This window comes from Psychroflexus sp. MES1-P1E (assembly GCF_002836055.1).
In the GTDB taxonomy this organism is placed as follows: domain Bacteria; phylum Bacteroidota; class Bacteroidia; order Flavobacteriales; family Flavobacteriaceae; genus Psychroflexus.
Map to the genome: position 1 here is coordinate 15,593 of NZ_PJBS01000153.1, position 14,895 is coordinate 30,487.

At 34.1% G+C, this 14,895-nt stretch carries 15 protein-coding genes; 6 read left to right on the forward strand and 9 right to left on the reverse strand.

Features of this window, described 5'->3' with window-relative positions; translation table 11 throughout:
* Positions 1 to 6: 6 nt before the first annotated feature.
* The 8 genes from fabG to CXF67_RS05470 all read right to left on the reverse strand — a co-directional run bounded on the left by fabG (position 7) and on the right by CXF67_RS05470 (position 8,147).
* A complete protein-coding gene (gene fabG / locus CXF67_RS05435; protein ID WP_102087823.1) occupies positions 7 to 753 on the reverse strand; it encodes a 3-oxoacyl-[acyl-carrier-protein] reductase in 747 nt (248 codons plus the stop codon).
* 69 nt (positions 754 to 822) lie between these two features.
* Positions 823 to 1,698 (reverse strand): succinate--CoA ligase subunit alpha, encoded by an 876-nt coding sequence (gene sucD, locus CXF67_RS05440; protein WP_102087824.1) that lies wholly within the window; start codon positions 1,696 to 1,698, stop codon positions 823 to 825.
* 473 nt (positions 1,699 to 2,171) lie between these two features.
* Complete coding sequence (locus CXF67_RS05445; protein WP_102087825.1) at positions 2,172 to 3,107, reverse strand: UDP-3-O-(3-hydroxymyristoyl)glucosamine N-acyltransferase; 936 nt, start codon at positions 3,105 to 3,107, stop codon at positions 2,172 to 2,174.
* A 16-nt stretch (positions 3,108 to 3,123) separates the two neighbouring features.
* Positions 3,124 to 3,687 carry an elongation factor P gene (gene efp, locus CXF67_RS05450; RefSeq protein ID WP_102087826.1) on the reverse strand — a complete coding sequence of 188 codons (564 nt, stop codon included), beginning with the start codon at positions 3,685 to 3,687 and terminating at the stop codon, positions 3,124 to 3,126.
* Between the two features lie 6 nt (positions 3,688 to 3,693).
* Positions 3,694 to 4,476 carry an acyl-ACP--UDP-N-acetylglucosamine O-acyltransferase gene (gene lpxA, locus CXF67_RS05455; protein WP_102087827.1) on the reverse strand — a complete coding sequence of 261 codons (783 nt, stop codon included), beginning with the start codon at positions 4,474 to 4,476 and terminating at the stop codon, positions 3,694 to 3,696.
* Position 4,477: 1 nt separating this feature from the next.
* Positions 4,478 to 5,872, reverse strand: coding sequence for a bifunctional UDP-3-O-[3-hydroxymyristoyl] N-acetylglucosamine deacetylase/3-hydroxyacyl-ACP dehydratase (locus tag CXF67_RS05460; RefSeq protein WP_102087828.1), 1,395 nt, complete (start codon positions 5,870 to 5,872; stop codon positions 4,478 to 4,480).
* Complete coding sequence (gene lpxD / locus CXF67_RS05465) at positions 5,862 to 6,893, reverse strand: UDP-3-O-(3-hydroxymyristoyl)glucosamine N-acyltransferase (RefSeq protein WP_102087829.1); 1,032 nt, start codon at positions 6,891 to 6,893, stop codon at positions 5,862 to 5,864. Before lpxD ends, CXF67_RS05460 begins: the two co-directional genes overlap by 11 nt.
* Before the next feature lie 24 nt (positions 6,894 to 6,917).
* Positions 6,918 to 8,147 carry an HD domain-containing protein gene (locus tag CXF67_RS05470; RefSeq protein ID WP_102087838.1) on the reverse strand — a complete coding sequence of 410 codons (1,230 nt, stop codon included), beginning with the start codon at positions 8,145 to 8,147 and terminating at the stop codon, positions 6,918 to 6,920.
* Between the two features lie 35 nt (positions 8,148 to 8,182).
* Here CXF67_RS05470 and CXF67_RS05475 point away from each other — a divergent pair, with 35 nt between their 5' ends.
* The 6 genes from CXF67_RS05475 to CXF67_RS05500 all read left to right on the forward strand — a co-directional run bounded on the left by CXF67_RS05475 (position 8,183) and on the right by CXF67_RS05500 (position 13,699).
* On the forward strand, positions 8,183 to 9,733 hold the full coding sequence (locus CXF67_RS05475; RefSeq protein ID WP_102087830.1) for a T9SS response regulator signal transducer PorX: 1,551 nt from the start codon (positions 8,183 to 8,185) through the stop codon (positions 9,731 to 9,733).
* A 5-nt stretch (positions 9,734 to 9,738) separates the two neighbouring features.
* Positions 9,739 to 10,149, forward strand: coding sequence for a tRNA (adenosine(37)-N6)-threonylcarbamoyltransferase complex ATPase subunit type 1 TsaE (tsaE, locus tag CXF67_RS05480; RefSeq protein WP_102087831.1), 411 nt, complete (start codon positions 9,739 to 9,741; stop codon positions 10,147 to 10,149).
* Between the two features lie 57 nt (positions 10,150 to 10,206).
* The gene (locus tag CXF67_RS05485; protein WP_102087832.1) at positions 10,207 to 11,412 is read left to right on the forward strand and encodes an alanine dehydrogenase; all 1,206 of its coding nucleotides are present in this window, start codon (positions 10,207 to 10,209) and stop codon (positions 11,410 to 11,412) included.
* Between the two features lie 9 nt (positions 11,413 to 11,421).
* On the forward strand, positions 11,422 to 11,796 hold the full coding sequence (locus CXF67_RS05490) for a DUF4258 domain-containing protein (RefSeq protein ID WP_102087833.1): 375 nt from the start codon (positions 11,422 to 11,424) through the stop codon (positions 11,794 to 11,796).
* Positions 11,797 to 11,853: 57 nt separating this feature from the next.
* Positions 11,854 to 12,150 carry a hypothetical protein gene (locus CXF67_RS05495; protein WP_102087834.1) on the forward strand — a complete coding sequence of 99 codons (297 nt, stop codon included), beginning with the start codon at positions 11,854 to 11,856 and terminating at the stop codon, positions 12,148 to 12,150.
* Positions 12,151 to 12,277: 127 nt separating this feature from the next.
* The gene (locus CXF67_RS05500) at positions 12,278 to 13,699 is read left to right on the forward strand and encodes an MltF family protein (RefSeq protein WP_102087835.1); all 1,422 of its coding nucleotides are present in this window, start codon (positions 12,278 to 12,280) and stop codon (positions 13,697 to 13,699) included.
* Here CXF67_RS05500 and CXF67_RS05505 read toward each other — a convergent pair.
* The gene (locus tag CXF67_RS05505; protein ID WP_102087836.1) at positions 13,696 to 14,874 is read right to left on the reverse strand and encodes a hypothetical protein; all 1,179 of its coding nucleotides are present in this window, start codon (positions 14,872 to 14,874) and stop codon (positions 13,696 to 13,698) included. The two genes, CXF67_RS05500 and CXF67_RS05505, sit on opposite strands and share 4 nt — an antisense overlap.
* Positions 14,875 to 14,895 lie beyond the last annotated feature (21 nt).

Genomic DNA, 14,895 nt, shown 5'->3' on the forward strand with positions numbered 1-14,895 from the left:
TAAGTTTTAAGTATACATTCCTCCATCTACACTTAAGGTCTGCCCAGTGATGTAGGTACTCATATCACTAGCTAAAAACACACACGCATTGGCAATATCTTCTGGCTTCCCCCCTCTTTTAAGAGGTATAGCCTGTCTCCAACCCTCCACTGTTTTTTCATCTAATTTTTCTGTCATTTCCGTTTCTATGAATCCTGGGGCTACTACATTTGATCGTATATTTCTAGATCCTAGTTCTAAAGCTACAGATTTAGAAAAGCCAATGATTCCTGCTTTTGAAGCTGAATAATTGGTCTGCCCGGGATTTCCCTTGATACCCACAACAGAACTTATATTGATAATGCTACCATGTCTCTGCTTCAACATAGGTCGTAAAACAGCTTTTGTCAAATTAAAAACAGAATTCAAATTTACTTTAATAACTTTATCAAAATCATTTTCACTCATCCTCATCAAGAGATTATCTTTTGTAATACCTGCATTGTTGATAAGAACATCGATACTACCAAAATCATTGATGACTTGATCTGCTAACTTTTGAGCTTGGTCAAAATCTGAGGCGTCAGATTGATATGCTTTTGCTTTCACTCCAAAGGTTTTAAGATGATCTTCCAACTCTTTAGAAGAACTTGAAGATGAATTAAAAGTAAAGGCGACATTGGCTCCATGTTGAGCGAAAATTTCAGCAATACCTTTTCCTATTCCTCGGCTTCCACCTGTAATAATTACATTTTTTTTGTCAAGTAGTTTCATAGGTTGTATAGATTTTGACATAAAAAGCCTTTACTTAACTAGTAAAGGCTTTTCTGATTTTAGACTAATTTATTTTGAAAGTACTTCAGCTACTTTTTTACCAATTTCAGCTGGTGAATCCACGACGTGGATACCAGAATCCTTTAAAATCGCTTTTTTCGCCTGAGCTGTATCTTCGCTCCCCCCTACAATAGCACCAGCATGACCCATAGTTCTTCCAGCAGGAGCAGTTTCACCAGCAATAAAGCCTATTACAGGTTTTTTGCTTCCACTTTCTTTATACCATTTTGCAGCTTCTGCTTCTAGTTGTCCACCAATTTCACCAATCATGACCACACATTCAGTTTCTGAATCATTCACCAACATCTCTAAAGCATCTTTTGTGGTAGTTCCAATAATAGGATCTCCTCCAATACCAATAGCCGTAGTGATACCAAAACCTTCTTTAACCACTTGGTCTGCAGCTTCGTAAGTTAAGGTTCCAGACTTAGAAACAATACCAACTGTTCCTTTTTTGAAAACAAACCCTGGCATAATACCAACTTTAGCTTCTCCTGGAGTAATCACACCAGGACAGTTAGGACCAATAAGTCTACAGTCTTTATCTTTTATGTAATCTGACGCCTTAATCATATCGGAAACAGGAATACCTTCTGTAATAGTAATGATGACTTTAATACCAGCATCTGCTGCTTCCATAATAGCATCAGCAGCGAAAGCTGGTGGAACAAAGATAATAGTGGTATCTGCTCCAGCTTTTTCAACAGCATCAGAAACTGTATTGAAAACTGGTTTACCCAAATGGGTCGTTCCTCCTTTGCCTGGAGTCACACCACCAACTATGTTGGTTCCATAGTCTATCATTTGTTCGGCGTGAAATGATCCTTCACTTCCAGTAAATCCTTGAACAATAATTTTCGAATTTTTGTTGACTAAAACGCTCATATATATTTTTAATTTTTGTTGGACAAAAGTAAATTTTTAAGACGAGCCTTAAAAATTATATAGTTATTAAATTTCTTAATTATACTTCATTTATAAAAGAGAGCATACCTTCTAAGTCATCTTCGAAAGGTTGAGACCTAACATAGTCCCTTCAAAGCTCATTGTCTCTTATTTCCCAAACTTAGAAAGTCTGCCAATCCAATCTTGAAATTTAGCCGTTTCTTCATCATAAATAAACTTCAAAAACACCTGTTTGTCTTATTGGACTGTGTGTGAAAATTCAAAGTACCTAGTTTCAAAAGATGGCTTCATTTTAAAGATATCTTATAAACCTTGTCATAATTGAATCGAAAAAAAAATCTAATGCTATTCCCGTCTATTTTTAGTTTTAAATATAAATATCTCAAGTTCAGATTGATCTTTGTCATGTTCTGATCACAAAAAATTTATAACTGAGTTTTTGCAATGAGGACTTATAAATTTTTTATTTTTTTAATAATTTCTGGTATCCTTTTGATGTAGGCTAATTCTCTGTATTTAGTTTTTATATCTTCTGCTGGAGATCCAAAATAAGTTGCATTTGGTTTTAGGTTTTTACTAATCCCAGATTGGGCAAAAATAATAGCCTTTGTCCCTATAGTTAGTCCACTGGCTACTCCAACCTGTCCCCATATGGTGACTTCATCTTCTACAACAACACAGCCTGCTACTCCTGTTTGTGAGGCAATAAGACACTTCTTCCCTATTATTGTATCATGGCCAATTTGGACTTGGTTGTCTATTTTTGTACCTTTTCCTATAAGTGTGATTCCAGATACCCCTTTATCGATCGAACATAGTGCTCCAATTTCTACATCATCTTCAATTTTCACACTCCCTCCTGATAGCAATTTATCGTGTTCTAAAGGACGGTTTTTATAATAAAAAGCGTCTGCCCCTAAAACAGTGCTTGCGTGAATCTGAACGTTATTGCCAATCTCTACACCGTCGTAAATTGAAACATTACTATGGATGATACAATTGTTGCCAATCTTCACATTATTCCCTATAAAAACATTGGGTTGAATAACTGTATTAAGACCAATAGAAGCTGTTTTTGAAATTTGGGCATCTGCCGCTGTAAAAGGTGAAAAGTGACGGGTAATTTTATTGAAATCTGAAAACGGATCGTCAGATATCAATAGCGCCTTCCCTTCAGGGCAATCTACTTTTTTATTGATTAGTATTACGCTTGCTTTAGATTCTAAAGCCTTATCGTAATATTTAGGGTGGTCTACAAATACGATATCTCCTTCTTCTACGACATGAATTTCATTTATACCTTGAATTTCAAAATGGTGATCACCAATAAATTCAGAATTAATGAGTTCAGAAATTTCTAAAAGAGACTGTGGTTGTGGAAACTTCATTCAGATTAGCTTAATATTATTTAATTCGTTCTTTATAAGTTCCCTTTTCAGTTTCAACTTTCACCTTATCTCCTTCATTTATAAACAAGGGAACGTTTACTTCCGCACCAGTTTCTAAAGTTGCGGACTTAGTAGCATTTGTAGCGGTATTCCCTTTTATACCGGGTTCTGTTTGAGTCACTTCTAAGACAACGTGAGGAGGCATATCTACAGATAATGGAAGGTTATCTTCCGTATTGATAAGGATAGTGACCACCTCTCCTTCTTTAAGTAAATTTGGCATGTCCAAAGCCGCTTGAAGAAGTCTAATCTGTGTAAAATCTTCAACATGCATAAAGTAATAAAATTCACCTTCCTGATACAGGAATTGGTATTTGTGAGTTTCTACTCTTACTTCTTCAATTTTGTGTCCTGAAGAAAACGTATTATCAATAACTTTTCCTGTCGTAACACTTTTTAATTTAGTCCTCACAAAAGCAGGACCTTTTCCCGGTTTAACGTGTAAGAATTCCGTTACCTTAAATATATCGTGGTTATATTTTATACATAAACCATTTCTAATGTCGCTTGTTGTTGCCATAGGTGTTTAATTTGAAAAATATCCTTTCATGATTCCTCTCTGAGAATCTTTTATAAATTGTAATATTTCGTCCCGTTCTGGAGTAGCCTCCATTTCTGCTTCAATAATAGAAAGGGCTTGTGTATTGTTGTAATTCTTTTGGTAAAGAATCCTATAAATATTTTGAATTTCCCTTATTTTATCGGTATCAAAACCTCTCCGCCTTAGGCCTACTGAATTAATCCCAACATAGGATAAGGGCTCTCTTCCTGCTTTCACAAATGGAGGAACATCTTTTCTTACCAGCGATCCTCCTGTGATAAAAGCATGACGTCCAATGCTACAAAATTGCTGAACCGCGGTCATCCCTGCTAAAACTGCATAGTCTCCAACTGTAATATGACCTGCTAATGTACTATTATTAGAAAACACACAATTATCACCTACGACGCAATCATGGGCAATATGGCAATAAGCCATAATCCAACAATTTTTTCCGATCTTAGTCTTCATTCTATCGTTGGTACCTCTATTGATAGTCACACATTCTCTAATCGTGGTATTATCACCTATTTCGGTAATGGTGTCTTCATCTTCAAATTTTTTATCTTGTGGAACAGCTGATATTACAGCACCTGGAAAAATACTTACATTTTTTCCGATTCGGGCCCCCTCCATAATGGTAACATTAGAACCAATCCAAGTTCCCTCTCCAATTTCAACGTCGTTATGAATAGTAGTAAAAGGTTCAATAACTACATTTTTGGCAATTTTTGCTCCTGGGTGAACGTATGCTAAAGGTTGATTCATTTTATTTAGTTTTTACGATTTTGGCCATGAGTTCGGCCTCACATGCTAATTTATCATTGGCATAAGCATACCCTTGCATGTGACAAATACCACGTCGAATTGGAGATATTAATTCTAGTTTAAAAATAAGCGTATCTCCAGGTACAACCTGTTGTTTAAATTTAACATTATCTATTTTTATAAAATAGGTCAAGTAATTTTCTGGATCGTCCACCGTACTTAAGGCTAAGATTCCACCAGTTTGAGCCATAGCTTCTATCTGAAGAACACCTGGCATTACTGGTTTACCTGGGAAATGTCCTACAAAAAAAGGTTCGTTCATGGTCACATTTTTAGTTCCAATAACCGATCGATCTGTTAATTCGAAAATTTTATCCACCAATAAAAAAGGCGGCCTGTGAGGTAACCTATTCATGATTTCAGTCACATCATAAAGTGGTGGTTTATTAAGATCAAATTTCGGAACTTTATTGCGTTTTTCAGCTTTTATTATTTTTGCTAACTTTTTAGCAAATTGAGTATTAATGGTATGGCCAGGCTTATTGGCAATCACTTTTCCTCTTATATGTGTTCCTACTAATGCCAAATCTCCAATGACATCTAACAGTTTATGCCTTGCTGCCTCATTTGGATAATGAAGAGTAAGATTGTCTAAGATTCCATTGGGCTTTATTGAAATTTCATTTTTTCCAAAAGCTTCTTTTAGGCGTTCCATCGTGTCTGGAGATAATTCTTTATCTACATAGACAATGGCATTGTTAAGATCTCCTCCTTTTATTAATCCATTGGTTAACATCGCTTCTAACTCATGTAGAAAACTAAAAGTTCTTGAATCTGCAATTTCTTTTTTGAAATCACTCATCTTATTTAAATAAGCGTTTTGCGTTCCCAACACCTTTGTTCCAAAATCGACCATGGTAGTCACTTGGTATTCATTGGAAGGCATCACAAGGATTTCTGAACCAGTCTCTTCATCTGAAAAAGAAATCACATCTTCCACAATAAATTCATCTCTTGGAGCATCTTGTTCTACGATACCACCTTCTTCAAGAGCTTCTACAAAAAACTTTGAAGAACCATCCATTATTGGGGGCTCAGAAGCGTTTAATTCTAAAAGAATATTATCAACTCCCATCCCTACACAAGCGGCAAGTACATGCTCTGAAGTCTGAATAACAACTCCATTTTTTTCTAGACTTGTTCCCCTATCGGTATTGGTTACTAAACTTGCATCCGCAGGAATAATAGGTTCTCCTTCTAGATCAACTCTTTTAAAAGCAAATCCATGATTGATAGGAGCAGGTTTAAAAGTTAAAGTTACATTTTGACCTGTATGAAGCCCCACCCCATGAAGGGAGACCTCTTTTTTTATAGTAGTTTGGTAATTAATTTTCATCCTTTGGAAATTGTTTTTCAATATGATCTATGCGGCTTACTATTTTTTGAAAATTTCTAAAATGCACGTAGGATTTATTAAAGTCGCTATATCCAAAAGCTGGAGAGCCTTGTATAGCTTCATCATCTTTTATATTCCTTCCAACACCTGTTTGAGCTTGAATTTTTACACGGTCGCCTATTTTTATATGCCCTGCGATACCCACTTGTCCTCCTATCAAACAGTTCTTTCCGATTTTACTTGATCCTGCAATACCCGTTTGGGCTGCAATTGCCGTATGCTCACCAATCTCAACATTATGTGCAATTTGAATTTGATTATCTAGCTTCACACCTTTACGAATAATGGTAGATCCTAATGTAGCTCTGTCTATTGTAGTCGCAGCACCTATATCTACAAAATCTTCAATTATGACATTACCTATTTGTGGTATTTTGGAATATTCTCCATTTTCTGAAGGCATAAAACCAAACCCATCGGCACCTATTATAACTCCGCTATGGAGTGTACAATGATTACCAATTTGGGTTTCAGAATAAATTTTGCTACCTGCAAAAATGGTGACATCGTTTCCTATAGTAACATTATCACCTATATATACATTTGGATAAATTTTTACATTATCTCCTAAAACGACATCTTCTCCTATGTAGGTAAAAGCTCCAATGTAAATGTTTTCACCTAGTTTGGCTGTATCCGATATAGAGCTTGGTGTTTCAATACCCTTTTTATCTAATTTTATCTGATTGTAGACTTCAAGTAATTTTGAAAATGCTTCATAAGAATCTTCAACTTTAATCAAGGTTGTTGATATATCTTGACTTTTCTCAAAGTTTTTATTAACGATACAAATGCTAGCTTGAGTGTCGTAAATATGTGACGTATATTTTGGATTGGATAAAAAGGTTAGCGATCCTTCTTTGCCTTCTTCTATCTTAGAAAGCTTGTTGACTTCAACATCTGGATTTCCCACGATGTCTCCGTCTAATATATCCGCAATTTGTTGGGCTGTAAATTTCATTATGGCAAAAATAGAAAAAAACCGTTAATTATAGGTTTTTGGATAACATATGTAGTGCTTTACTACAGTTTTGGATAATGCTTTTAGATTGAGCTGGTCTGAAGCCGAGGATACGTCCTTTATTTTCCCGTTTTTATAAAGAATATTAATATGTTCCTTATCAGGCTGGTAAGCTAAATTGGAGGTGGTTCCTTCGAATACAAAATACTCTGCTTCTTCTTCAGAAAGCTTATAATATTCAATAACTTTAGATAAATGAGACTTTAGTTTTTTTTGATCAAAAGGTTCATTTTTCAGTTTAATCTTCAACAAATCTCTATTCAAAATCATTTTACTCAACTTACTCAAAACAAAGTCGTCGTGATTTTGCCAGATTTTTAAGGCTGAAAAGATATCATAGTCATCCAATTTTGAAAAAAGTTGGAGAGTGATATCATCAAAATTTTCAGAATTAATATGATGTCTCAAAAAGTAACTTAGGACTGAATTTTCTGTCTGCTCATCTGTTTTTTCAAAAATATAGTTGGCTCTTCTCAATAACCTAATGAGAAGTTGTTCTGCACTTAAACTTGTTTTATGCAAATAGACCTGCCAGTACATTAGACGTCTAGCTACCAAGAATTTTTCGATAGAATAAATTCCTTTTTCTTCTACAACCAACTTATCATCAACTACATTCAGCATATAAATAAGGCGCTCACTATTGATGTTGCCTTCTGCTACTCCTGTATAAAAGCTATCTCGCTTTAAATAGTCCAAACGATCTATATCTAACTGACTTGAAATGAGTTGACATAAAAATTTCTTGTCGTGATTTCCTCTAAAAATGTCAATAGCTAAAGTGAGCTGTCCCTGAAACTCAACATTTAATCTATTCATAAATTCCAATGATAGGTATTCATGGCTAAGATCACTAACTATAGAATGCTCTAAGGCATGAGAAAAGGGCCCATGACCTATATCATGAAGTAAAATAGCAATCAGCACAGCTTCCTCCTCCTCTTCTGAAATATCAACGCCTTTAGACTTTAAGATATCGACAGCCTTCTTCATGAGATGAAGACATCCTAAGGCATGATGAAATCTGGTATGATTAGCTCCTGGATAAACAAGATGAGATAGCCCCATTTGAGTAATTCTCCTCAGTCTCTGAAAGTATGGATGCTCAATGAGGTCAAAAATTAGAGTGCTTGGTATCGTAATAAATCCATAAATTGGATCGTTTATTATTTTAAGTTTGTTCCTTTGGTTCAAATCAGTTTTTTTAAAATACAAATATAAAGCTATATATGTCAAAGATAAAAGTACTATGGGCAGATGATGAAATAGATTTGCTAAAGCCACACATTTTGTTTCTTGAAAAAAAATCTTATGAAGTGACAACTTGTAAAAGTGGGTCTGAAGCTGTAGATGAAGTGAAGCAAAATAGATTTGATATTGTTTTTTTAGATGAAAACATGCCAGGGCTTACGGGACTGGAAACACTTCATGAAATAAAGGCCATCAGAACAGACCTTCCTGTGATTATGATTACCAAAAGTGAGGAAGAATATATCATGGAAGAAGCAATTGGTTCTAAAATAGCCGACTATCTTATTAAACCCGTCAATCCAAACCAAATCCTCCTAAGTCTAAAGAAAAATCTAGACCATACCCGACTAGTTTCAGAAAAGACAACACTAAATTACCAACAGGAGTTTAGAAAAATAGCCATGGAATTGACTGATGTGGATTCCTTTCAAGAATGGGTAGACTTATATTTGAAATTGATTTATTGGGAATTAGAGTTAGAAAATGTGGAAGATACAGGGATGTTTGAAATTCTTGAATCTCAAAAAAATGAAGCTAACATCGAATTTTGCAAGTTTATAGAGAAAAATTATTCAACATGGTTTGATAAAGGTGTTGAAGCTCCTACTCTATCTCACACTCTTTTTAAGTCAAAAATATTACCTGAAATATCTAAACAGCAGCCTACTTTATTAGTCGTTGTTGATAACTTAAGATACGACCAATGGAAATCTTTTGAGCCTATTATAGCAAATCACTATAAGAAAATTAAAGAGGAGCCTTTTTATAGTATTCTCCCCACTGCAACACAATATGCGAGAAATGCGATTTTTTCTGGTCTCATGCCTTCCGATATGGAGAAAATCTATCCAGAATATTGGTTGAATGACACAGAAGAAGGAGGGAAAAATCTATATGAAGAGGAATTTCTCAGAGCTCAACTAAAACGCCTTGGAAAAGAGTATAAAACTCAATACCATAAAATCACTAATGTTGCTAAAGGAAAAAAATTAGCTGATAATTTTAGAAGTCAAAAAGATAACGATCTCACTGTTTTGGTGTATAATTTTGTCGATATGTTATCGCATTCGAAAACAGAATTAGAAGTCATAAAAGAATTGGCTTCAAACGATAAATCCTACAGATCTCTAACTCAAAGTTGGTTTAAAAACTCTCCTTTACTAGATATCATACAACAAGCTCAAAGCTTAGGTTTTAAATTGATTTTAACTACAGATCATGGTACTATCAACGTTAAAAATCCTTCAAAAGTAGTTGGTGATAAAAACACCAGTTTAAATTTAAGATATAAAACAGGGAAAAGTTTAACTTATAATGAAAAGGATGTTATCGTCGCAAAAGATCCTAAAAAAATATATTTGCCCAGTATCAATATGTCCAGTTCTTTTATTTTTGCGAAAGAGAATTACTTTTTAGCCTATCCTAATAATTTCAACTATTATGTGAATTACTACAGAAATTCCTATCAACACGGAGGAATTTCATTAGAAGAAATGATTATTCCTTTCGCCGTATTAGAACCTAGATAAAAAATATGAATTTCACTTACCGATTAAGCGATATAGAAAGCACTGCTTCTCAAATTCTGAAGTATGTAAAATCTAAAAACGTTCTTTTTTCAGGAGAAATGGGCTCAGGGAAAACAACCTTAATAAAAGAACTTGTAAAACAATCTGGAAGCAAAGACCGTGTTTCCAGCCCAACATATTCCTTGGTCAATGAATATGAAGGAATAACCAATTCTGTTTATCATTTTGATTTTTATAGAATTGAAGATGAACTAGAAGCGTATGACATGGGTTTTGAAGAATATCTTGACTCCTCAAACCAAGTCTTTATAGAATGGCCTGAGAAAATCCCAAATTTATGGCCACAACACTATAGCTTATTAGAATTTACAGCAGAAGATGAACAAACAAGAACTATTGTATTGACTGAGTTTTAAAGATTATAAGAGAGTTTCCGATTAATTTTAATTATTTTAGCCCTAGTAACTACCACCATGAATCAACACTCTTCAAAATCTCCCTTTACAACCTCAGAATTGCTTCCTCAAGAAGAAATGCTTGAAATAAAGCGCTCTAAAGGACAGCTATTTATAGGTTTACCAAAAGAAACGTCTTATCAAGAAAAACGGGTTTGTCTCACCCCGGATGCGGTAAATGCGCTTACAGCAAATGGCCACCGAATCCTCATTGAAAGTGGAGCTGGAAACCAAGCTAATTTTAGCGACAAAGATTATAGTGAAGCTGGGGGTGAAATTATTAAAAGCACTCAAAAGGTTTTTGCATGCCCGATAGTTTTGAAGGTCGCACCTCCCTCTGAAGATGAGTTGGAGTTGATGAAGCCTCAATCTATTCTTATTTCAGCTTTACAACTTAAAACCAGAAAAAAATCATACTGTGAAACTTTAGCAAATAAAAGAATCACAGCATTGGCGTTTGAATTTATAAAGGATCAATTTGGAGGTTATCCCGCGGTAAGAGCTTTAAGCGAAATTGCAGGAACATCTTCCATTTTAATTGCTGCAGAGTATTTATCTAATATGTCTGGTGGCAACGGACTTATGTTTGGAAACATAAGTGGGGTACCACCGATAGAAGTGGTTATTCTTGGAGCAGGAACAGTAGGAGAGTTTGCAGCCAGAAGCGCTTTGGGACTGGGTGCGGGCATAAAAGTTTTTGACAGTTCCCTTACCAAATTGCGCTGTTTACAAAATAATGTTGGAAGATCCTTGTTCACCTCTACCCTTCAACCTAAAATTTTACTAAAAGCTCTAAAAAGAGCAGATGTAGTTATTGGAGCCGTAAGAGGACAAAATAGAGCTCCTGTAATTGTGACTGAAGAAATGGTGAAAAAGATGAAAAAAGGAGCCGTTATTATTGATGTGAGCATCGATATGGGAGGATGTATAGAAACTTCATCGATGACAACTCACGATCAACCTACTATGGAAAAACACGGAGTGATACATTATTGTGTTCCCAATATACCTTCGCGATATTCTAGAACAGCATCGCTTTCTATCAGCAACATTTTCACTCCTTACTTGCTTAATATTGGTGAAGAAGGAGGCTTAGAACACGCTTTAAGAACAGATGCAGGTCTCAGGAATGGTTTGTATTTTTATCATGGAATTCTTACCAATAAATCAGTGGCAGATTGGTTCGATCTGAATCACAGAGACCCTAATTTACTTATTTTTTAAATTTATTTTATGAAATTTATTCATAGACTCGGCTATTACTTATCAGGCTTTGTTGTTGGTATTATCATGCTGATGTTTTTCTTAGGTGGCAAAAAAACATCCTGTGACTGGGGCTTGGATTCCAGAGTTTTAAAAAATATTCGCATTAAAGATCGCGTCGTTACTGATAAAGCTTTAGAGTTTTTTAATCAGAAAAAAATAGATACCTCTTCTATCTCTTATCTCTTGAAGTTTGGAGATGTTAACTTTAAAGAAAGTAATATCGAAGCAAAGCCTTGTAAAATTTATCAAATTGAAGGTGAAATCAATGAAGAAAGATTAGGCTTGATTTTTGAAAACTGCGACTCTATAGCCACCTTAAAAAGAGTTTTTAATTTAAAGTAATTTAATTCTTTTATGTAAACTTTTATTTTATGTTTGTTTGTATAAATCCAATCTAGCATGAAAAGAATCATAATCGATTACAAAAAACTTACGCCAGAAATTTTATCCTTATTAGTTCAAAAGTATCCTGATGGATATGATGACAGAGATGTTTTAGTCTTTAAAAACTCTAAAAAAGATACGGTTGAAGCTGTTGAAGTCAAAACGGAAGACACCATATATTTGGTAAAAATAAGTACAAGGTTGGAAGATACCATGATAAAATTTGATGTGGAGAATTATGAAGTTGAAGAAATGGATATGAATTTAGTTGATTTGCCTCAGAAAGAAGAAGATGACGAAAATGAAGATTAAATAATTCATTATCAAAATATTAGAACAATTTAAGTCAGGTTTCTTGGCTTTTATATTGTCATAATATTAAGAAATCGACCTATAGCGTAGAACTAAATGCCTATATTGAAATTATATTCCAATTAAAATGAAAAAAATATTTCTCCTTTTACTGTTTATAAATATAGGTTGTCAATCTAACTCGGAAGAGCAAAAAGAAAAAGAAGATTCAGAAAAATTTTCCAGAGATCTTCAAGACATTAAGGAAAGTGGAAAATTAAAAGCTTTAACCATTTATTCAGGGACCACTTATTTCCTGTATAAAGGTCGCCCGATGGGTTTTGAATATGAACTTTTAAAAAGAATGGCTAAAGACTTGGATGTTGAACTAGAAATGGTAGTAGCTAAAGATGAAAATGAGTTAATAAAACTTCTTCAAGAAGGTGAGGGTGATCTTCTAGCCTATGGGTACACCATCACTGAAGACCGGAAAAGAAAAATAAATTTCACAACTCCATTATATCTTTCTCACCAAGTTTTAATTCAGAAAAAACCTGAAAACTGGCGGAGAATGAAATTGCATGAAATAAAAAAACAATTGGTAACTAACGCCGTTGAGTTAATAAATGATACTATATCAGTAAAGCGAAACTCTTCTTATGCTTCAAGAATTAAAAACTTATCTAATGAGCTAGGAGGTCCGATTATAATTGATACTCTTAAGGGAACTTTATCTACAGATAAGATAATTAAGAAAGTTGTAGACGGAGATATTAAGTTCACCATAGCAGATGAAAACATTGCTTTTATCAACTCTTCCTACTATCCTATTTTAGATATCAGCACATCACTAAGTCTGTCTCAGCGTATTGGCTGGGCAGTCCGCAAGACAGATACTAATTTATTAGCCGCCGTTAACCAGTGGCTTGAAAAAGCAAAGAAAACAACAGATTATCATGTTATATATAATAAATATTTCAAAAATAAAAGGCTTTATAAAAGCAGAGTCATAAGTGAATTTTATAGCCTCAATGAAAACAAAATAAGCCCTTATGATGATATCCTAAAAGAAAATGCCGAACGCATAGAATGGGATTGGAGGCTCTTGGCTTCTGTGGCTTATCAGGAGTCTCAATTTAAGCCTAACAGAGATTCTTGGGCTGGAGCTAGCGGTTTAATGCAGATTATGCCTGCTACAGCAAGGGAGCTAGGTGTTACAGATCCCTATAATCCAAATCAAAGCTTAAAAGCTGGAGCGACTTATTTAAAACAAATGTTAGAAAGTCATAATAATGTCAAAGACAGTATCCAAAAAATTAAGTTTGCGCTAGGGTCTTATAACGGTGGATTATACCATGTAAAAGACGCCCAAAAACTTGCTAAAACCCAAGGTCTGGATCCGTTGATATGGGATGATAATGTAGAGCTTGCTTTGCTCGACCTGAGTTTTCCTGAGCATTACAATAAATCGTTTATAAAATATGGATACGTTAGAGGTGAGGAACCTTATAACTACGTAAAAGAAATTTTTGAAAGGCTTGAGCATTACAAAAGATTTATTGATAATTAATTTCTGATTTGTTGTTTCAAAATTGATTTTAGCTTGGCTTTAATATCTTCACAGGAATCAGAAAGCATTTGTTCGTGTGTTGGATAGTTAACTGGTCCTCTTGTGAGCAGAAAACTCTCATCTTTATTTAAGACTTTTCTGTCACCTTCAAAATTTGCAAATCTATTTTCGAATATAAAAAGACTTTCCAATGGATAATTATTTATTTTTTGATCTGAGTTTAAATCAAAGTAATTTACTTCTGCTATAACTTTAACTTCCTTAGATTGAACGGTTTCAAATAAAGTCCCACTTACATTAATAACAATATCTTCTTTAATTTTATTCCCCTCGTCATCAATAATAAAATTACCAACTCTATCTTTTTTATATCTCCAACCGTCAACCACTGCACGTTCTAAAGGAACTTGACGTTCAAGTAATCGCTCTGGAGAAAATTGTATAGAGGTGAAATTGATATCTATTGCAAAATCATATGAAAAATCCTCTCTAGGATTCACATGATATTCAGTCCATAAATCATCAAGATCATAAGTGTTAAAATTCAATAGTCTATCCTCTAATAAAGCAGGAATAATTTGCTCAGTAGTGTTAAAGAGAGATACTAATACAAAATCAATTCCATTGATATACGCATCGCGCTTCAAGTTAGATGCATTCTTATAACTTGGGGTTAGTTTTTCCAATTCCACAAAACTATTATAAGCCAAACGACTGTCAATTTTATCTCCTGAATCTAAAAATTGATTTGCTTTCACATACAAATATTCAGCATAACTCTTTTTTTTAGCTATAATTTCATCTGAAAAATCATAAAATTCAAATATCACCTTACTCCCATCTTCATTCTCAAGAGGAAGCAGAGGTCTTATTCTATTCTGAACATCTTGAAGCCTTAGATAGGATTCATAAATAGGTTTCGCATTATTTTTTAAGGTCTCTTTTTCTAAAAAATCTATGCGTTTTAAATTAGATTCCACAAATTTTTCTGAAGAAATCTTTAGCAAGTTCGCATACTGGTATCCTTTTTTATTGAATTTATTTTTCTGTAGCTGTTTTACAGATCTGTTAATTGCTTCCGTATAATTACCAGAATTTATAGCCCGTTGAGTTTTTTTAACCGAATTACAGGAAAATATGAGAAAGATTAAAAAAATGAATACAAGTGCTTTCATAAGTAAATTTGATTGTCAGTT